This is a genomic window from Hymenobacter glacieicola, from assembly GCF_014640315.1.
In the GTDB taxonomy this organism is placed as follows: Bacteria; Bacteroidota; Bacteroidia; order Cytophagales; family Hymenobacteraceae; genus Hymenobacter; species Hymenobacter glacieicola.
The window spans coordinates 626171-646444 of sequence record NZ_BMGS01000002.1 but is presented as its reverse complement, the minus strand read 5'-3'; the positions used below and the strand labels follow the sequence as shown (position 1 = coordinate 646444).

At 58.2% G+C, this 20274-nt stretch carries 15 protein-coding genes and 2 tRNA genes; 9 read left to right on the top strand and 8 right to left on the bottom strand.

Going from position 1 to position 20274, the window contains the following annotated elements; all coding sequences use genetic code 11:
- Positions 1-423: 423 nt before the first annotated feature.
- Both IEW18_RS05870 and IEW18_RS05865 read right to left on the bottom strand, forming a co-directional pair.
- The gene (locus tag IEW18_RS05870) at positions 424-3048 is read right to left on the bottom strand and encodes an ATP-dependent Clp protease ATP-binding subunit (RefSeq protein ID WP_188556881.1); all 2625 of its coding nucleotides are present in this window, start codon (positions 3046-3048) and stop codon (positions 424-426) included.
- Between the two features lie 122 nt (positions 3049-3170).
- Entirely contained in the window at positions 3171-3818 is a 648-nt protein-coding gene (locus tag IEW18_RS05865) for a WbqC family protein (RefSeq protein ID WP_188556880.1), read from the bottom strand.
- Between the two features lie 252 nt (positions 3819-4070).
- On the opposite strand from IEW18_RS05865, the gene IEW18_RS05860 reads away from it, so the two are divergent.
- Together IEW18_RS05860 and IEW18_RS05855 are read left to right on the top strand one after the other, a co-directional pair.
- A complete protein-coding gene (locus IEW18_RS05860; RefSeq protein ID WP_188556879.1) occupies positions 4071-4955 on the top strand; it encodes a hypothetical protein in 885 nt (294 codons plus the stop codon).
- On the top strand, positions 4952-5869 hold the full coding sequence (locus IEW18_RS05855; RefSeq protein WP_188556878.1) for a lysophospholipid acyltransferase family protein: 918 nt from the start codon (positions 4952-4954) through the stop codon (positions 5867-5869). The genes IEW18_RS05860 and IEW18_RS05855 overlap by 4 nt, the downstream gene beginning before the upstream one ends.
- A 71-nt stretch (positions 5870-5940) precedes the next feature.
- Here the strand turns inward: IEW18_RS05855 and IEW18_RS05850 are convergent, their stop codons facing one another.
- Positions 5941-6570, bottom strand: coding sequence for an L-threonylcarbamoyladenylate synthase (locus IEW18_RS05850; RefSeq protein WP_188556877.1), 630 nt, complete (start codon positions 6568-6570; stop codon positions 5941-5943).
- 203 nt (positions 6571-6773) lie between these two features.
- Entirely contained in the window at positions 6774-7784 is a 1011-nt protein-coding gene (locus tag IEW18_RS05845) for a T9SS type A sorting domain-containing protein (RefSeq protein WP_188556876.1), read from the bottom strand.
- A gap of 130 nt (positions 7785-7914) precedes the next feature.
- Between IEW18_RS05845 and mltG the strand changes: the two genes are divergently transcribed.
- From mltG to IEW18_RS05810, 7 genes are all read left to right on the top strand, one after another.
- On the top strand, positions 7915-8991 hold the full coding sequence (mltG, locus tag IEW18_RS05840) for an endolytic transglycosylase MltG (RefSeq protein ID WP_188556875.1): 1077 nt from the start codon (positions 7915-7917) through the stop codon (positions 8989-8991).
- A gap of 128 nt (positions 8992-9119) precedes the next feature.
- A complete protein-coding gene (locus IEW18_RS05835; protein WP_188556874.1) occupies positions 9120-9605 on the top strand; it encodes an acyl-CoA thioesterase in 486 nt (161 codons plus the stop codon).
- A gap of 99 nt (positions 9606-9704) precedes the next feature.
- Positions 9705-10667, top strand: coding sequence for a YihY/virulence factor BrkB family protein (locus IEW18_RS05830; protein ID WP_188556873.1), 963 nt, complete (start codon positions 9705-9707; stop codon positions 10665-10667).
- 122 nt (positions 10668-10789) lie between these two features.
- Positions 10790-10876, top strand: a tRNA-Ser gene (locus tag IEW18_RS05825).
- Between the two features lie 74 nt (positions 10877-10950).
- Positions 10951-11035: transfer RNA gene (locus tag IEW18_RS05820), tRNA-Ser, on the top strand.
- A gap of 194 nt (positions 11036-11229) precedes the next feature.
- Positions 11230-11589 carry a hypothetical protein gene (locus IEW18_RS05815; protein ID WP_188556872.1) on the top strand — a complete coding sequence of 120 codons (360 nt, stop codon included), beginning with the start codon at positions 11230-11232 and terminating at the stop codon, positions 11587-11589.
- Positions 11590-11624: 35 nt separating this feature from the next.
- Positions 11625-12896, top strand: a complete 1272-nt coding sequence (locus IEW18_RS05810) for a PAS domain-containing protein (RefSeq protein ID WP_188556871.1) — start codon at positions 11625-11627, stop codon at positions 12894-12896.
- Positions 12897-13168: 272 nt separating this feature from the next.
- Here IEW18_RS05810 and IEW18_RS05805 read toward each other — a convergent pair whose 3' ends face one another.
- The 4 genes from IEW18_RS05805 to IEW18_RS05790 form a co-directional block, all read right to left on the bottom strand.
- A complete protein-coding gene (locus IEW18_RS05805; RefSeq protein ID WP_188556870.1) occupies positions 13169-14338 on the bottom strand; it encodes an efflux RND transporter periplasmic adaptor subunit in 1170 nt (389 codons plus the stop codon).
- A 104-nt stretch (positions 14339-14442) separates the two neighbouring features.
- The gene (locus IEW18_RS05800) at positions 14443-15696 is read right to left on the bottom strand and encodes a TolC family protein (protein WP_188556869.1); all 1254 of its coding nucleotides are present in this window, start codon (positions 15694-15696) and stop codon (positions 14443-14445) included.
- A 220-nt stretch (positions 15697-15916) separates the two neighbouring features.
- Complete coding sequence (locus tag IEW18_RS05795; RefSeq protein ID WP_188556868.1) at positions 15917-19078, bottom strand: efflux RND transporter permease subunit; 3162 nt, start codon at positions 19076-19078, stop codon at positions 15917-15919.
- A 287-nt stretch (positions 19079-19365) separates the two neighbouring features.
- The gene (locus IEW18_RS05790; RefSeq protein ID WP_188556867.1) at positions 19366-19782 is read right to left on the bottom strand and encodes a hypothetical protein; all 417 of its coding nucleotides are present in this window, start codon (positions 19780-19782) and stop codon (positions 19366-19368) included.
- Between the last annotated feature and the right edge of the window lie 492 nt (positions 19783-20274).

The following is a 20274-nucleotide window of genomic DNA, read 5'->3' as shown; positions in this document are numbered from 1 at the left end:
TGGCAGGTGAGAGTCGTCTGAAGCATCCATCAAGATAACATTCACCTGCTATTTTACCACTGCCATATTTAAATATAGGAAAACGATATTGCAACTGAACATCTGTTTTCAGCAGGTGAGGGTTTTGTGGTATAAAAGATAAAGCTTATTTACAATGTGTATAGTTACGATCAATGTCATCACAAGAGGTTTTATTTAAAAAATGAAAAAATATATATTATTTTTAACTCAACAAAATTTGAGATAATAGAAAATAGAGGGGATGAAATTATATATAGAAAAGACATTGATAAACTCATGTTATTTGTGCATACTAGGCGTTAATGGCTTAGGTACTTTTGGAGCTATTACATACTTAATATAGTAAACAAAAATGGCCAGCTTCCATCTGGAAACCGGCCATTTTCAATTTAGGCAAGATGATTATTCGCCTTTCTTTTTATTATCCTTCGGCTCATCGTCGCTCGGCTCAGGTGCTTCCTCTGGCCGTTCGTCGCTGGCAAGGTTTTGCGGTTCTCCACTCTTGCTTACGGCGAAGGTCAGTTCATCAGCTCCGGCTGCGTAGTCGGCCGTGATGACATCGCCCTGCGCAATTTCTGCTTTCAGGATTTCCTCCGCAATGGGGTCTTCGATGTACTTCTGGATGGCACGGTTCAGCGGACGCGCGCCATATTTAGGATCGTAACCCTTCTCGGCCACAAAGTCCTTAGCAGCATCGGTGAGTTCCACGCGGTAGCCCAGGGTCTGGATGCGGCTCAGCAGTTTGTGCAGGCTGATATCGATGATGCGGTGGATGTCGGCCTTCTCCAGGGAGTTGAAGACAATCACATCATCCAAGCGGTTGAGGAATTCAGGCGAGAAGGTCTTCCGCAGGGCGTTGGTGATGGTGCCCTTGGTCAGTTCGTCCATATTTTCCTGACGAGCCTTGGTACCGAAACCAATGCCAGCCCCAAAGTCCTGCAAATCACGCGCCCCAATATTCGAGGTCATGATGATGATGGTGTTCCGGAAATCCACCTTGCGGCCCAGGCCGTCGGTCAAGATACCGTCATCCAGCACCTGCAGCAGTAGGTTGTACACATCCGGGTGCGCCTTCTCAATTTCGTCCAGCAGGATAACGGAGTACGGCTTGCGGCGGATTTTCTCCGTCAGCTGACCACCTTCTTCGTAACCCACGTAGCCGGGAGGCGCGCCTACCAGACGCGAGATGCTGAACTTCTCCATGTACTCCGACATGTCAATCCGCACCAGCGAATCTTCTTTGTCGAAGAGGTAGGTAGCCAGCACCTTGGCCAGTTCCGTTTTACCTACGCCAGTTGGGCCCAGGAACACAAATGAGCCAATCGGCTTCTTGGGGTCTTTCAAGCCCACGCGGGTGCGCTGGATGGCCTTCACCAATTGCTTGATAGCTTTGTCCTGGCCAATGACCTTGCCCTGCAGCTCCTCACCCATGTTGAGCAACTTGTGGCTTTCCTTCTGGGCAACGCGCGAAACGGGAATGCCAGTCATCATGGCAATAACCTCAGCCACGTTCTCCTCCTTCACCGTGTAGCGCTTCTTCTTGGTCTCCTCTTCCCAATCCTTCTTGGCCTGGTCGAGCTGATCAATGAGCTTCTTCTCAGTGTCTCGGAGCTTGGCGGCTTCCTCGTACTTCTGCGACTTCACCACGCGGTTCTTCTCCACCTTGATGTTCTCAATCTGCTCCTCGAGCTTGAGAATATCTTCGGGTACCACAATGTTGTTGATGTGCACGCGCGCACCGGCCTCATCGAGAATGTCGATGGCCTTGTCCGGCAGGAAACGGTCCGACATGTAGCGGTCCGACAGCTTCACGCAGGCCTCAATGGCCTTGTCAGTGTACAGAACGTGGTGGTGGTCCTGATACTTGTCCTTGATGTTGTTCAGGATTTCGATGGTTTCCTCGGGGGTAGTGGGGTCAACCATTACCATCTGGAAACGACGGGCCAGGGCTCCATCCTTTTCGATGTACTGACGGTACTCATCAAGAGTAGTAGCACCGATGCATTGGATTTCGCCGCGGGCCAAAGCTGGCTTGAACATGTTGGAGGCGTCCAGCGAGCCGGAAGCACCACCCGCACCTACAATCGTGTGCAGCTCGTCGATGAACAGGATAACGTCGGGCGACTTCTCCAGCTCGTTCATCACGGCCTTCATGCGCTCCTCAAACTGGCCGCGGTACTTGGTGCCAGCCACCAGCGAAGCAAGGTCCAGCGTAACTACGCGCTTGCCGAACAGTACGCGGGATACCTTCTTCTGAATGATGCGCAGGGCAAGGCCTTCGGCAATAGCCGTTTTACCAACACCGGGTTCACCAATCAGGATGGGGTTGTTCTTCTTGCGGCGCGACAGGATTTGGGCTACGCGCTCAATCTCCTTCTCGCGGCCCACAATGGGGTCGAGCTTGTCTTCCTCAGCGAGCTTGGTCAGGTCGCGGCCGAAGTTGTCGAGCACGGGCGTGCGCGACTTCTCGTTGCCTTTCTTCGGCGCCGCACCGGCCCCGGCGCCACCACGGCCCTGTCCGCCGCCGCCAAAGAGGCGGTCGTTGTCGTCGTCATCGGCCTCGGGGCCGTTGGTGGGGTTGTTCGCCGTGTTACCGTGGTAGTCCAGCGAATCGCGCACAGATTCGTAGTTCACGTTGAATTTGCTCAAAATTTGGGACGAAATATTATCCTCATCGCGCAGGATCGACAGCAGCAGGTGCTCGGTGCCGATGATTTCGCTCTTGAAGATTTTGGCCTCGAGGTAGGTGATCTTGAGAACCTTCTCGGTTTGTTTGGTGAGCGGGATGGAGCCGGTAATGCTCGTGCCCTGCGTGGCCGTGTTGCGGGTAGCTTGCTCCAGGGCGTACTTGAGCTCGTCCACCGATACACCCAATTTCTTGAGCAAACCAATGGCCGTGCCTTCCCCTTCGCGAATCATGCCCAGCAATAAGTGTTCGGTACCGATATAATCGTGCCCGAGCCGGATGGCCTCTTCCCGGCTCAGGGAGATGACCTCCTTGACTCGATTTGAGAATTTAGCTTCCATGCAGATAAGGTAGTGAAGAAAAACGGAACCCCGCCAGGGTAAAAGAAGCCACTAAAACGGGTTTGGCCGATGTAACCTGAAAACAGATTGTGTCGGGCGATGGTTCGGAGGCGGCAATAGCACTACGCAAGAAAACTGCCGGCGGCCGGGCCCTGCATAAATAGCAGGTCTAAGATGCTGAGTCCCGGTACAAAATCTTTACCAAAGGACTGCGGGTAGGGCCGAACCGACTTCCTGTCAGGTCCGGGGGGCGCTAGGTCCTTTGGTGTCAGCCAGTCGCGCCGGTCACGCACTGAATCGGGGGCTAAGGGTGAAACAAAAGCGGGTGAAAGGGGAGAAGCGTATTCCGCCGTCAGGTGGATGGGCAACCGCAACCGCAGGCAGCGCAAGTAAAACCTGATCAGCAGCAAGTTGAGGTCAAATAAAAGCAGAGGTTTCTGTACGTAGATGTCGTGCAGATAGTCGGCATAATATTCAAAATACGGCGTACCACCATACGCGGTTTGCAAGGTGCGCCAGTGTCGGTGTACCCAGTTCTGACGGTAATCAATTTCGATGGCTGAGGTCAGGACTTTTTCGCTGCGGTTGCCATCAACTACTGGCACTGTAAGAGGCTGCACGCCCTGAGCGGTCAGAATCAGGCAACGGTTGCGGTAGGTTTGCTTGCGGTAGTTGTCGTGGGCTTCCAGCCAGAGGGCATCGGCCCCCAGTAATTCAGCGAAAAAAGCGGCCGGTGGGTGGTATTGCGACTCTAGTAGGACGGAAGGCATGCAGAAAGGAAACGCGAAACGGAAAGCCCGGAAGCACGAGCTGATCAGCCAAGCAGAATAAAGTAGATGAACAAACCAGGCCGAAAGTTGCAGCAAGTCCGGCTGAGGTGGGTTTCATTCCAAATATGGGCCCAGTAAGGACAAAACTGGGATGAGACAATTGAAACGCGGCCGGGAGCCCGCGCGTTTGGCCATACACGCTTTACCCGAACTGCCGTTTGGGAAATAAGTTCTGCCTGTTACTCTGACACTATGTCGTTTTTATTTCGTGTTCTACTGACCCTAGGAATCCTGGAGTTAGGGGTAAGTTCTGTTACCGCCCAACATCAGGTGCATTTGGATGTGGCTTCCTTTCGCAACGATGATATAGCCGTGAAGGGAGGCGTGGTAGAAATGTACGTGACGGTTTCCGGCAAAAATCTTACCTACCAGCGGCGCGGGCCCAAACTGTTTCAGGCCGCGGCCAACGTAACCCTGGAAGCCGTGCGCAACGATGGCACGGCCGTTTACCAGGAAACCCTGACGCTAAAGCCGCCGGTGCTGCGCGATACTACGGCCGTTATCAAAAATCCGTTGAGCTTTCAAAAGCGCATCAATCTGCCCGAAGGCCGCTATACAGTGCGGGCCCAGATGCGCGACCAGTACCGCGCCACCAACGTAGATATTGTGGAAGTGCCTCTGACAGTGGAATTTGGAACGGGCAAGCCGCTGCTCAGCAGCGTGGTATTACTCAGCCGGCCCGCCAGCCGCTCGGCGGTAGAGGCCAATAATTTTATCCGCAATGGCTTGAGTTTGACAAGGGCGGCCGGCGGATTGTATGCGCGCGGCATGGATAAACTGTATTTTTACGCCGAGCTCTACAATGCTCCGGTCGGGCAGGCCCTGAACGTGCGCTACCGGCTCCGGACCCCAAAAGGCTCGAAGGATGTAGCTACCGGCCAGACTACCGCCACGGCCGCCCAGGGTAAGCCCACAGTAGTGACCGGGGAGCTGGACCTAAGCAAAGTGCCTGCTGGTGACTATAGCTTGACCGTCGAAATTCGTAATTCCAAAAACCAAGTGCTCAGTACCCAAACGACCTCCTTACGCCGGAACCCGGCCGATTACGCGCCCGCCGGGGCGGTGATGCCCCGATGAAAAAAGCACCTGTTCTGAAGCCCTACCCGTGGTATTACCGCCCGCTGGAGTGGCTGCTGCTGGGCCTGTCTAGCCTGCCTTTGTCGGTGCTGTACGGGGTTTCCTACGGCCTGTACCTGCTGATGGTGTACGTGGTGCGCTACCGGCAGCGGGTGATGCTCGAGAACTTGCGCAACTCATTTCCAGAGAAGTCAGAAGCTGAAATTGCGCAACTGGCTCGGCGGTTCTACCGGCATTTTTCGGAGGTAATGGTAGAGATACTGAAGCTGGCTACCATGCCCGCCGCCGAACTCAAACAGCGGGTGTTGTTTCGCAACGTGGAGGTGATGGAGCGGCACTTTGCCCAAGGGCGCACGGTGCTGGGGCTTTCCTCGCACGCCGGCAACTGGGAATGGGTCCTTACCTCGGGGGCTACCTGGCTGTCGGCTCACACCGATGGGGTATATAAGCCCCTGAGCAACCCTTTCTTCGAAAGCTTCCTGTACCGGCTCCGGACCCGCACGGGCTCCGGCCTGATTCCGATGCGGGACACGTTGCGCGACATGGTGCAGCGCAAGGGCGAAGTTCGGGTAGTGAGCATGCTCTCCGACCAAGCCGCTGGCCCTGAAGATCGGCCGTATTGGACAAGTTTCATGAACCAGGAGTCGGGATTTTACACCAGCGCTGAGCGGCTAGCCTCCCGGTTTCATTGCCCCGTGGTGTACGTGAGCATTCAGCGGCTGCGGCGCGGCTATTATGAAATTATCCTCACTGAGCTGTACGACGGTGACGCGCCGCTCCCGGCCGGCAGCTTCCCCATTACGGACGCTTTTGTGCAGCAGCTGGAGCGGGACATCCGCCTTTTTCCCGCCGATTACCTGTGGACTCACCGCCGCTGGAAGCATAAGCGGCCGGCGCTGGAAAGCAAAGCCTAGCACCGCCAAAAAGAAGCGGGCGCATCCTACTGAAAGGATGCGCCCGCTTCTTTTTGGTGCCTGGAATCCGACTACAAATACTGCTCAATATCTCCGACACCCTGCCGGACAATGTCAAAGTCCTCATTCGTGCAGTCAACAACGGTGCTGGCCACATTATTGCCGAAGCCCCCATCAATCACCAGGTCCACCAGCGGCCGATACTTCTCGAAAATCAGGTCGGGGTCGGTGCTGTACTCCAGAATTTCGTCCTCATCGTGAATGGACGTCGAGACGATGGGGTTGCCCAACTCCCGCACCAGGCCCGTGCAGATGTTATTATCGGGTACTCGAATGCCAACGGTTTTGCGCTTCACACCGCCGTAGCGGGGAGCTTTCGTGCTGGCCTCGAAGATGAAGGTAAACGGCCCGGGTAGGGCTTTTTTCAGCACCTTATATACGGGCGTCGTAATGCCGGTAGCGTAGTCGGTGATGTGCGATAGGTCGGAGCAGATAAAGGATAGATTGGCCTTTTCAGGCTGCAAGCCCTTGATACGGCAGAGCTTCTCTACGGCGCGGGCGTTATGAATGTCGCAGCCCAAACCGTACACCGTGTCAGTTGGATAAATAATGACCCCGCCTTTACGGAGGATCTCGGCAGCTTGCGCCAAGCGGTTTTGGGGCGGATTGTCGGGGTGAATGCGAAGCAAGGTTGCGGACATAGCAGAAGCGTGGGTTGGATGAGCAGTCAGCCCGGGGCCAGTCGGCGGCGGGGCGGTCAAGGTACAAGCGGAAGCAGAAACCTGCTACTCTTTTCGATAAAAACACCGGCGAGGTTGCCCCTTGACAGTAAGTAGCGCAGTAGCCCCAACAAAAAAGCTCCGGCACCTAAGTACCGGAGCTTTTTTGTTGGGGCATGGTAGCCCTATTGCTTGGTTACCTTGTGGGTCGTGAACGTGTCGCCGTTCTGCACCAGCAAAATGTAGTTACCAGCCTGTAAGGAACGTAGGCTGAAAGTACCATCGGCCGCAGCGGTGCCGCGCAGCACTACCCGACCCGTCAGGTCGGAAACGGTTACGGCGGCCTTTTCAGCGCGGCCTGCCACCTGAATGGTTACTGCCTCCGCCGTGGGGTTCGGGAAAACGGCTACGTTGCCCGCACCACTTGCCTTGCGGCTGCTCAGGGTAGTCGTGCCGGTGGACAAAGCGAAATCATCAACGGCCAATAAGGCATCGGAACCACTTTCATTGGTATCCTTCCAGCGAATCCACATAGTAGCTCCAGCGGGCCAGTTAAGGGTAATGGAGCCAGCAATGGCAGCCCGGTTGGCTGCGTCGTTGCCATTGAGGGCAGCGTTGGTGGTAATAGCATTGGCTACTTCCGTCACGTTGAGGCCGGTAGCAGCAACCCAAGTGCCGGTAGTAAGGTTAGTTGCATCCAAGCTGTACTCGAAAGCAAGCACTTCATTCTGATCGGTAAAGCTTCCCGACCGCCACTGCTCACCACGTAGCGCCACGTTTACGCGCGTTACGGCAGCACCAGTACCATTGATGAATACCGCCCCGAAAGCGGGCACTGTGGAGCCCGACGCTATGCTGCCCATAGCCCGGTCAGTAGCGTTCGTGGTACCAACACTATATACTGCTCCTGAGTTGGCGCTGCCATCCGTAATAGCTAAAGTTGCAAAGGCTTCGTTAGCAGTTCCGGTGCCAGAAAGCCGCACGCCAGCCCAACCAGCAGGATAGGCCGTAGTAGTGGCAGTACCGGTAGTAGCTGTCCCATCAAAATTCTGGGAGTAAACAGCGCCGGCAGTAACACTGATGGGAGTGGGCCCGGTGGGGGTAGTGGTTTGGGCCGAGGCCGAAACGGCGCTGGCGCTTAGGGCCAGGCCCAGCAGGCCGCGCATAAAGAAACCAAAAGAGTAAGAGTGTGCCATAGGGATGAAAGGAGAAAAAGGAGAATGAAGAAGCTGTACTTTTGAAGCTCAAAACTAGCTCGAATCTGTTGGCCAAGCCAGTTTGGTCCCGGCGAGCCATGTTACCGTTTTGTTACCACCCTCTGAGCTCATGGCTAAAACCCGCATCGACTACAAAGCCAAGGCCACGCGCCGGCGCAACCGTTTTGCCTACGTTACCGGCGTTATCGGGTTGCTGCTCATTACGTTCTCGTATTATTTCTATCAGGTTTTCTTCACGCCGAATGTGGAAACCAAGGGCCGGCCTACCTACGTGGTGGTGCGCCGCGGCGAAACGGCCAAAGCAGTACTCGATTCCATTGAGGCGACCGGCGTTATTGTCGATAAGCTGAGTTTGCACTTTGTGGCTCGCCTGCTGAAGTACGACCAGCTGGTGAAGCCCGGCCGCTACGAGCTCAAAGACGGCTACACCAACCGCCAGCTTATCAACGACCTGCGCACGGGTAGCAACAAGCTGCCCTTGATTCTGACTTTCCAGAACATTCGGCTGCGGGAGGACTTGGCCCGCAAGCTGAGCACCACCATTGATGCCCAGCCCAGCCAGTTCGACTCGCTGCTCAGCTCACCCGCGTACACCAAAAGCCTGGGCTTCGATACTACCAGTATTCTGACGATGTTTATCCCGAACACGTACGAGCTGCTCTGGAACACTTCCGCCGACAACCTCATGCGCCGCATGAAAAAGGAGTACGAGAAGTTCTGGACACCGGAGCGCGACGCCAAGCGCAAAAAGCTCGGGCTCAGCCGGGCCGAGGTAAGCGTGCTGGCCAGCATTGTGGAAGCCGAGCAGCAGCAGCACGCCGATGAGCGGCCCCGGGTAGCGGGGGTGTACCTCAACCGCCTCAAGCGGGGCATGAAGCTACAGGCCGACCCCACGGTGGTGTACGCCAACCACGATTTTACCATTAAGCGCGTGCTCAACGTACACCTAGCCAAGGATTCGCCTTACAACACGTATAAGTATGCCGGTCTGCCGCCTGGCCCTATCAATCTGCCCAGCATTGCCAGCATTGATGCCGTGCTGAACCCCGAAAGCCACGACTACCTTTATTTCTGCGCCAAGGAGGATTTCAGCGGCTACCATGCCTTTGCCCGCAACGAGCAGGAGCACCTCGTCAATGCCCGTCGCTACCAGGCCGCCCTCAGTCGGGCCGGTATCATGAAGTAAGCTTAGATGTGAAAAATGTGGTAATGATGTGAGGAACGTGCCACTGTTCCAGTCGTTGACATTTCGCGCTCCGTTACACACTTCATAACACATTCAGCCCATTTCTTCCATTACGCACATTAATCAGAATGTATCAGTCCGACACCCATATCCGCGTGCGGTACGCCGAAACCGACCAGATGGGCTACGTGTACCACGGCAATTACGCCGCCTACTTTGAGGTGTGCCGCACGGAGGCGTTCCGGCAGCTGGGTATTAGCTACAAGGATTTGGAGGCCGATGGAGTAGGAATGCCGGTAGGAGAAATTCGGACCCGTTTCCGCCGCCCCGCCCGCTACGACGATTTGCTGACGGTGCGCCTGTTGCTGAAACAGCCCGCCGAGGGCTCGCGCATCCTGTTCGAGTATGAAATCTACAACGAGGCTCAGGAGCTACTCACCGAAGGCCACACCCTGATGGTGTTCGTGAGCATGGCCACGGGCCGCCCGGTAGCTATTCCATCCGACATTCAGGCCAAGCTGGCCCCGTACTTTACGGACGACGAAACGGCCGGGCCCCTGACCCCACCCAAAGCCCCGGTAAACCCGCCCGCCCCGGCCGCTTTCCTGAAATAGAGCCGGGGAGGGGTGGCCAAGCCATAAGCCCGCCCGGAACCACTTCTCACGCCGGCGTAGTTTAGTAGCTACCCACCCTTACTTCCTGCCCCTTCACTTATGCGCCTTCCCGTTCGTCGCTACCGAATGCCCGATGTGCGCCGGCGGCGAAGCTACCGCCGGTTTATCGTGTGGCTGAAGCAGCTCCGCTTCCACGGCGGCCAGGCTTCGGTGTACGATGTGGTGGATCGGCTGCTGCAGGAAATCAAACTCGATGGTATTGCGAAACGGGCCAGCTACATGGCCTTCAACTTCACCATTGCCATCTTTCCCACCATCATTTTCCTGTTCACCCTCATTCCCTACATCCCCGTCCCGAATCTGAACCTGGACATCCTCCAGTTTCTGTCCGATTTGATTCCGCGGGAAATGTACCTGGCCGTTTCGGGCACTATTGAGGACATTGTGAACATTCCGCACGGCGGGCTGCTGAGCTTTGGTTTTGCTACCGCCCTGGTGCTCAGCTCCAATGGCATTATGGCCCTGCTGGACGCTTTCGAGAAAAAGTACCCCTCGTTCAAAAAGCGCACTTACGTTAGGAAGCGGGTAATTGCTACCCTACTAACGGTGGTGTTATCCTCGGTGCTATTGTTTTCCGTGGCCGGCATCTTCTTCGGGACCTATATCATCGACGCGCTGGTCTACCACGAAATTGTGCCCGAACACCTTACCGATCAGCTGATTGCCTTACTGCGCTACGGCTCCGTAGTCGGCCTTTTTCTGCTTACTACCTGCCTGGTGTATTACTACGTGCCCCCCGTGCACGATAAATGGCCGTTTCTATCGGCGGGTTCCGTGGTGGCCACTCTGCTTATCTTTCTGGTGTCCTTTCTCTTCATTCTCTACGTGAAGATTTTTGACAGCTACAACCACTTTTACGGCTCCATCGGCACGCTGGTGGGGTTCATGGTGTGGCTGGATTTCGTGTGCATGACCCTGATTTTGGGCTTCGAGGTGAACGTCAGCATTGATGCCGTAACGGGCCGGCTGAAGCGCCAACTGCCAGTGCCCACTGCTAAGTAAAGCCTTAATAGCTGGCAATGAGCGAGTAAGGAAATTATCGAAGAAATTTTTCAGCCGTCGTATTGTCCATTAGATGTTGATCAATACTTTTGCCATCCCAAACCACTCGGTTGGGACCCGTTAGAGAGGTGGCAGAGTGGTCGAATGCGACGGATTCGAAATCCGTTATACCTGCAAGGGTATCGGGGGTTCGAATCCCCCCCTCTCTGCACTGGTTTTTTCAAAGCGTGAAAAAGCCTTTTTTGCTTGCTGTATTCTGCAACGATGCATGTAGCTTAACTCTAGAGGAGTGGCAGAGTGGTCGATTGCGGCGGTCTTGAAAACCGTTGAGGGTTAAACCTCCGGGGGTTCGAATCCCTCCTCCTCTGCAACCGGTGCAGAAGCCAGCAAGAAAGTAACAGCCTCCTAGCCTTTGGGCCGGGAGGCTGTTTTGCTATATTTACTATTTGTTCCCAAGGACAAGAGTATCTTTCCCTTTGGTACATATTTTCTTGGTTAGTTGCTATAAACAAGCCTGTGGCGTAGTATTTGTTGAGCTTACTGCCGTACCTTTATGGTGTCTATGTCTGAACTGCTTTTCGACGTTAACCTGCAGCAACTGCCCGACGATTTTCTAACCGGGGACTGGCACGTAGCTAATCGGGTGCTCAACCGTACCAATCCGGCCACTACCCTGGCCCGCGCCGAGCGTTTTCACCTAGAGCCCGGCCGGGTAGCTATTCAGGCACCGGGGCAACAGGATGTGGGAAACTGGCAGGTGCAGCGAGACACGCTGCTGAACCGCCCGTACTTAGAATTAAATATGGAGCAGGAGAAAACCCGCGCCCTGGTTACCCGTTTGCGCCGCTCCCGCGACGGTAGCAGCAGCCAACTTTCCCTCTATTTCCAATCGGGGATGGAAATGCAGCTAACCCGCCCGTAACTCCCTTATCACCTCTGCTAACTGTATGTTTTCGTATGGCCTTTGCCAATTCTGAAACTCCGAACAGTACTTCGCGCCCCGAAGAGAACTATCAGCCCACTACTCTCCCGATTTCAACCTTGCTACTTGGCATTGCAGATGCCGCGGGCAATATCGTGTACGTCAGCCCGGAGCTGCTGGATTTCACGGGGTTAACCTTAAAGCAGATTGCTACGGGATGGGGCGCGCAAGTGCATCCGGACGATGTAGCCCGTACGACTGCCCAGTGGGAGCAGGCGCTGGCTGCCCGGCAGGCCTACCAGATAGAATTCCGGTTTCGGCGCTTTGATGGCGAATACCGCTGGGTGCGCAGCATGGGCTACCCGCAGCTTGATGAAAACAACCAGCTGCAGCAGTGGATCATTAACATGGTGGACGTGGAGCAGCTGCGCCAGAGCAACTCCGAAAGCCTGGGCTCCTGGGCTGACTTCAACTCTTTGGCCGAACTGATTCCGCAGTTGGTTTGGACCACGGACGCCACGGGCTTTCACACCTACTTCAACCAGCGCTGGACTGATTTCACGGGTTATACGCTGGCCGACAGCGTAGGGCCGGACATGTGGAACAACCTGCTGCACCCCGACGACCGTTCCCGGGCCCGGCAGGTGTGGGGGCACTCCCTGGCTACCGGCGAGTTCTACGAAATTGAATACCGTTTCAAATCCCGGCAGAACGACTACCGCTGGTTTCTGGGCCAGGCGGTACCCGTGCGCAACGAAGCGGGCGAAATCATCAAGTGGTTTGGTACGTGCACGGACATTCACGACCAGAAAATGCAGGAAATAGCCCTGCGCAAGCGGGAGCAGGACTTCATGACCCTGGCCAATGCTATTCCGCAGCTGGCTTGGATGGCCGATGAAACCGGCAGCATCTTCTGGTACAACGACCGTTGGTTCCGCTTCACCGGCACTACCCTGCCCGAAATGCAAGGCTGGGGCTGGCAGAAAGTGCACCACCCGGACTACGTAGAGGGCGTAAAAGAGCGTTTTCAGCAGGCCGTAGCGGCGGGAGACGAGCGGTGGCAAGACACGTTCCCGCTGCGCCGTCACGATGGCGAGTACCGCTGGTTTCTGACGCGCGCCCTTCCCGTGCGCGACGAAGAAGGCCGTATTGTGCGCTGGTGCGGCACCAACACCGATGTAACCGAACAAAAACAACTGCAGGAGCAGTTAGAGCGCGCCTACACCGACCTCGAAGCCAAGGTAATGTTTCGCACCCTGGACCTGGAGCGCGAAGTACAGGAGCTGCGCCAGCGGCTAGGAGAGTGAAGTGGTGATATAGTGAGATGGTGACATAGTGAATTGTATGTTCGCCTAGCCAAACAGTAGCCTGATGGTCGGCCCGTTGGGGCAACCTATCGGTGGAAAACCCGAGTGTAAAAACGCCATGCCCCAGCGGGGCAGCACCCAGTCGTTGAACGACAGTGCCGCCCCGCTAGGGCTTTGTCCATATGGTTGTTCAATGTGCTACCAACAGGTCACCTTATTGAGGCCAGCCGCACCGGCAGAACAGCAAACTCCCTTTTCACCACCTCACCACTTTATTCCTCCGCGTCTTGGCCTTTTTTCAGCTCGGCGTCCAGGAAATACGCACCGTGTCGGACTAGACGGGTAGTATCGGGTAGTTGTTCCAGGGGAGTAATGGCGACGTCGCCGTTTTCAGTGGCTCCGGTCCGGACCTTGTAGCGGCGGTAGGCACCAGGGCCGGTTTGGGCGAAAACGTAGCTGAACTCGCCGGCCTGAATCACGGCATCTTCGGGGAGGGTGCGCTGGCGGGCGCCGGCCGTCTGGATGTGGGCCGACACGTACTGGCCCGGCAACACATCGTCGCGCTCCGGCTCCAGGTGGGCGTGCACGCTTACCGTGCGGGCGTCGTCGTTGAAGGCCTTGCCCACCAGAAACACCCGGGCCCCCATGTCTTCGGTTGAGCCCCGGCTGGGAATCTTGAACAGGATGCGCTGGCCGTTCTTTACCCGGGCAATATCCCGCTCGAACACCTTGAGCTCCAGGTGCAAATCGGAGCGGTCCACGATTTCCACCAGCACATCCTGCGGATTCACGAACTGCCCCGGGTTGATGTTCACCGTCTTAACGTAGCCTTTGATGGGTGACACCAGCGGCACCGTGGGCGAAATCTCGCCCCGGTCGAGGCGGCTCATGGAGAGGCCCAGCATCCGCAGCTGCGCGGCCGTGGTACGCAGGGTGGCTTGCTCGGAAGCATAGTCGCTCTGGGCCTGCTGAAGCTTGCGTTTGGCGCCTACATCCTCGGCATCCAGGGTTTGCTGGCGCTGCAGTTCTTTCTGCAGGAAGGTGACGCGGGCTTTGCTTTGCAGGTAGTCTTGCTGCAGCTTGAGGTAGTCGGGGTGGCGGAGCACGGCTACCACGCCGCCGCGCGCCACCTGCTGCCCCGGCAGCACCGCCACCGACTGCACGTAGCCGCCCAGCACCGCCGACACGGACGCCCGGTTCTGCGGGGGCACATCAATGCTACCGTTGGCCTGCACGTCGGTGGTCATGTTCTTCCACACGAAGGCGCCGGTTTCTACGCCCGCCGCCTGCGCTTGGGCCGAACTTATGCGCACTTCATCGGGGCTGGTAGGGGTAGCAGGGGCCGCCGCTTCCGGAGCGGCCGCGGCTTCCGGTTGGTCGGGAGTATTCGTGCCGCACGCAGTCAACAGGCTGATTAGCAGCAGGGGGAGAATATATTTCATGTAGGCGGAAGGCGAAGGTATCATGCTTATGAACAAGCAAACGGGAGCGTTTTTTATGGGCAGTTGCTATGCTACAGGGAAGGCGCCAGGCAAGTAGCGGAGGCTTACGGAACGTCGGGGCCGGCCAGGTTTTGCAGGCGCAGGGCCAGCTCGTTGTACTGCCGGATTTGCTCGAGGTAGGCCGTCCGGATTTGCCAGGCCGGTTCGGTATTCACCACGTACTCCACGTACTCGATGTCACCGGCGCGGAAGCTCTTTTCGGCAGTATCCAGAATGAGGCGGGCCTGGAGCAAGGCCGTTTGCTCGTAATACGTAAGTGAAGCTTGCGCCCGCGTAAGCTGGCGGCGCAGGCCCGCTACCTGCCCGCTGAGCTGGGTAGTAGCGTAGCGCAGCTGGGCTTCGGCGGCCTGCTCCCCCAACTGCGCGGCCTGGATGCGGGCCTTCTGGATGCCGCCCAGCAGCGGCACCGCAATGCCCGCCTGGGCCACATGAAAGCCCCGTTCCTTGTTGATGGTTTGGTTGAAGTAGCCCAGGCGCACATCGGGTAGGCGGCGCAGCTGCTCCACCCGCGTCTGGCGCTTGCTCACGTCAATTTCCTGCTCGAGCAGCGCCAGGGTAGGGTTGGAGGCGGCCGTGAGCCCGGCCGTGTCGGTGGGGCTGAGCACGACCACGGGCGCCACCGTCGTGTCGATGGCGGCGGAGCGGCCCAGGTTCAGCAGGACGCCTAGTTGCTGCTGCTGCACCTGCTGGTCGGTGAGGGTGAGGGCCAGCTGATGTTGCAGCTCCCGCATCCGGGCTTCGGCCGATACTTGCTCCAAACGGTTGGTTTCGCCGGTTTGGTAGCGGATGCGGGCCGCCCGGGCCGCGCGGCGGTAAAGGCTGTCCTGGCGCCGAAGCAGGGCTGCGCGCCGGTAACTCAGCAGCAACTCGTAGTAGGTGCTGCGAATGGTGTACGTCAGCTCCCGGCGTTGGGCGCGGGCCCGTTGCTCAGCCGTCAGAATCTGGCCTTCCAGCAGCCGGCGCTGGGCCCCGTACACCCCCGGCAGCGCCGACTGCTGCACAATGTTCAGGCTTTGGTCGCGCAAGGGCCCGGAAATCTGCCCCACCTGGTAATCAACCACCGTGCGCGGCAGGTCGTAGCCGGTGCGGGACAGAACGCGCTGGCGCTCTACCTCCAGACTGCCGGTTTGAATGAGCAAGCTCTGGCGCAAGCCGGTTTGCAAGGCCTGTTGGAGCGTCAGCGGCCCGTCGGGTAGGGTGGGGGCAGCCGGGGTAGGCGGGGGCAGCGTGCGCGGCGTCGTCTGAGCGAAGAGCAGGCTGGGTGAAAAAAGCAGAAAAAAGATGAGTGAAATCCTCATGAATGGTATGGCTGTAGAGACGCCAAGCTTCGCGTCTGGTCGTTGCTGGGGTGGTTTTCCTGTCATTCCGACGCAGGAGGAATCTGAGTTCTGGTTAAGAGGCCAACCCAGATTCCTCCTGCGTCGGAATGACAAATAGCCAGCTGTCTGGTGCCGAGACGCGCACGGAAGGTCGGCGTAGCCACGTGTCGCGTCTCGGCAGCGTGCTGGCAGTAGCAAGCTAGAATTCATGGTTTTCGCGGGCATCAGCCAGGGCTTCCGGGGTGGATTCCACGGGGCTTTGCTCTCCGTCTTTGGTGAAAAGCGTGTAGAGCACCGGCAGTAGCACGAGCGTGAGCAGGGTAGCCGAAATCAGCCCCCCGATAACCACTGTTGCCAGGGGTTTCTGTACCTCGGCGCCGCCGGAGTTGCTCAGGGCCATGGGCAGGAAGCCCAGGGAGGCTACGGCCGCCGTGAGCAGCACCGGTCGGAACCGCTCGGCGGTGGCTTTCAGCACCCGCTCGCGCACGGAGGTAATGCCAATCAGGGCCAGCTCGTTGATGCTGGCCACCAGCACGATGCCGTTGAGCACGGCTACCCCAAACAAGGCAATGAAGCCTACCCCCGCCGAAATACTGAACGGCATCCCGCACAGCCACAAAGCCAGAATGCCCCCAATGGCCGCCAGCGGAATCCCCGTAAAAATCAGCAGGGCCTGCTTCACGGAATGGAAGGAGAGGTAGAGCAGCACGAAAATCAGCAGTAGGGCCACCGGCACAGCCACTGCCAGGCGCGACTTGGCTTGCTGCAGGTTCTCGAATTGCCCGCCGTACTTCAGCGAGTAGCCTTCTGGCAACTTGAGCTTGGCGGTGAGCTGCTGCTGAATATCCGTCACCAAACTTTCCACGTCGCGGTTACGCACGTTTACGCCGATGTTGATGCGGCGCCGGGCATCGTCGCGCGACACTTGGATAGGGGCGTTGCGGAAGTCCACGGTGGCTACTTCTTCCAGGGGCACTTTCTCGCCGCCGGGCAAATCCACGTAGAGGCCGCGCAGGTCCTGGATGCTGCGGCGGTTGGTGCTGTCGAGGCGCACGATCAGGTCGTAGCGCCGCTCGCCTTCGTACACCTGGCCCGCCACGTCGCCGGCAAAGGAGGCCCGCAGCAGGGTGTTCAGGTCCGAAACGCGCAGGCCGTACTGGGCCAGCTTCTGGCGGTTGTAGATCACGCGCAGCTGGGGTAGGGCCGCTATCTGCTCCACCTTCAGGTCGCCGACGCCAGCCAGGGGACGGATCAGGTCGGCGGTTTCGTTGGCTTTGTCGAAGAGCAGGCCCAGGTCGTCGCCGTAAATCTTAATGCTGATGTCGGACTTCACCCCGGAAATCAGCTCATTGAAGCGCATCTGGATGGGCTGCTGAAACTCCAGGCTGACGCCGGGCACGCCGGCCAGGGCCTCGCTCATCTTGCCGGCCAGCTCCTCCCGCGAGCCCGCCGAGGTCCACTCGGCCTGGGGCTTGAGCACCACAATCTGGTCGGAGTCTTCCAGGCTCATGGGGTCGGTAGGAATTTCCGAAGTGCCGATTTTGCCCACCACCTGCTCTACTTCGGGGAACTGCCGGAGCAGAATCTGCTGCACTTGGGTGGTGGTGGCAATGCTCTGAGCCAGGGAGGAGCCCGGCGGCAAGCCCACGTACACAGCAAAGTCGCCCTCATCCAGCTGCGGAATAAACTCGCCGCCCATGCGGGCAAACACTACCCCGGCCAGCACCAGCAACCCCACGGCCGCCCCGGCCACCAGCCCACGCAGGCGCAGGGCCCCGAGGATGATGGGGCGGTAGCCGCGGTACAAGAACTTCATGATGCGGTCGGCCAGGGTGCCTTCCTCCTTGATGTCCTTGCGCAAAGCCCAGGCCGACACGGCCGGTACGTAGGTCAGGCACAAGAGCATGGCCCCCACAATGGCGAAGCTCACCGTCAGGGCCATGGGCCGGAACATTTTGCCCTCGATGCCGGTCAGGGCCAGGATGGGCAGGTACACGATGAGGATGATGAGCTGGCCGAATAGAGCTGAGCGCATCATGCGGGTGGCGGCCGTTTCGGCTACCTGGTCCATAGTTTCGTGCTCGGCTTTCTGGCGGAAGTGCACGAGGTGGAAAATCATGGCTTCCACGATAATCACGGCCCCGTCCACAATGAGCCCGAAGTCCAGGGCGCCCAGGCTCATCAGGTTGGCCGACACGCCGAAGGTGCGCATCAGCCCCAGCGCAAACAGCATGCACAGCGGAATCATGGAGGCTACCACCAGCCCGGCGCGCCAGTTGCCCAGCAGCACCAGCAGCACTACCATCACGATGATGCCGCCCTCAATCAGGTTTTTGGCGACGGTGTGAATGGCCGTGTCTACTAGCTTGGTCCGGTCGAGGAAGGGGCGCACGTAGAGGCCCGGGGGGAGCAGCCGGTTGATTTCCTCGACCCGCGCCTTTACCCCCTTGATGGTTTGCTCCGAAGAAGCGCCCTTGAGCATGAGCACGATGCCGCCCACGGTTTCGCCCTGGCCATTGAAGGTCATGGCCCCGTAGCGCACGGAGTGGCCGAAGCGCACCTCCGCCACGTCGCGCACCAGCAGGGGCGCGGTGCCTACCTGCTTGATAACCATGCTGCCCACGTCCTGCAACGAGGCCGCGCGGCCCTCGCCCCGGATGAAGTAGGCATTGCGGCCCCGCTCCAGGTAGGAGCCGCCGGTGTTGGCATTGCCCGCTTCCAGGGCCTCAAACAGCTCGCGCATGGTCACGCCGCTGGCGTTGAGGCGCTCAGGATTCACGCTGACTTCGTACTGGCGCACGTAGCCCCCGAAGCTGCTCACGTCTACTACCCCCGGCACGCCGGCTAGCTGGCGCTTCACCACCCAATCCTGCAGTTCGCGCAGCTTAGAAAGGGAAAAGAGCTTTTCGTAGCCAGACTTGATGCCAATGCTGTACTGGTAGATTTCGCCCAGGCCGGTGGTGATGGGCGCCATTTCGGGCCGGCCCAGACCCGCGCCCAGCTCCGCCTCGGCGGTGCGCAGCTTTTCGGCCACCAGCTGCCGGGTTTGCAGGGTGCTGATGTCGTCTTCGAACACCACGGTAATCACCGAGAGGCCGAAGCGGGAGGTAGAACGGATTTCCGTGACGCCCGGAATCGTGCGCAGGCTCAGCTCCAGCGGAATGGTCAGCAGCTGCTCTACCTCCTGGGCCGCCAGCGCGGGGCTTTGGGTGATAACCTGAACTTGGTTGTTGGTAACATCGGGAATGGCATCGAGGGGCAGGTGCACGGCCGAGTAGCCGCCCCACCCCACCAGCGCCACGAGCAGCAGCACCACAAACAGCTTGTTGTGGATGCTGGCCCGGATAATACGGGAAAGCATAGTAGAAAAGGAGTGTTGCCTCCGCGGGTTGCACCGGGCGCGTATTCGCGTCTTGGCGCCAGGACAACCGGCACCGACTGTCCTGCCGAGCGAAGCGAGGAATCTGAGTTCACCTTCTGGAAACTACCCCAAATTCCTGGCTTCGTTTGGCACGAGCGGTTCAACAACATCAATGGGTGAGAAGACGCAGAACAAGGCGTCATTACCCTATGAGCGGAGGCAAAATCAGCAGAAAAAGACAATACAAACGTAGCCCCCGGACGCACTCCGTCCGGGGGCGTAGCTGTTTATGCTCGGGGTGGCTGCAGTAAGGAGCCGCTCATGCTGAACGTGTACAAGGGCCCTACCGTGCTGTGGTAGCCGGCCGTTGGCCAGCTTGGGGGAGGTGTCGGCAGCAGCACGCGGCCCGTGGGCAGCACGAAGCTGACCATCACGCAGTCGTGGTGGTGCTGTTCCAGGGGCAGCTTGTGGTGGTCCTGGGCGTCGCGCTGGGAGTAGGGGTGGCGGCGGTGGTCGGCGCCGTGGGGGCCGTAGTGCAGTACCAGAAACGCCAGGGGCGAGAGGTGGCCGCCGGATAAGGCGCGGTGGTAGCGGTAGTGGCGGGCCAGCTCCGGCAGCTTCCCCAGCTCCGACAAGTCGTTTTGCGGCACCAGGCTGCTCACGAGCATCAGGATTCCCAGAAAGAAGGCCACTACTGGTTTCATCACGACAAAGGTAACTCTTGTCGCAGGGAGTTGTTCGGAAAAACGATGAGGGGCGGGGAATTTGGAATGCGTATGAATTCAGGTCCGACGAAAAATAGCCGGGCTACGACTTCGTAAGCCGTGTTCCTATGTAGCTCAACGCCCGTCATGCCGAGGCGCAGCCGAAGCATCTCGCTCGAATCGTTGGTGTACTACCACAACCTCAGCCCGTGAGATGCTTCGGCTGCGCCTCGGCATGACGCGCTTTTTTGAATTAAAGGTTCTTCCTTTTCACACAGCCCAAGGAGTTTTGCTTTACCCCAACCCCTAGCTGAAAAAAGGAGAGGGACCTCGTCAACAACCTGAACTGCCGTAACTGAGCTTGATACGCCAACCCGTGGACGGTGGCGCTGCTGCTCCCCGGTTCCATTCGGGTTGCTACAACCAGGGGTTGCGGGCCCGCGTAAAGCCAAGGCTTGCGGTTGAGCTACTTTGCCCGGCCCGGCCTACTGT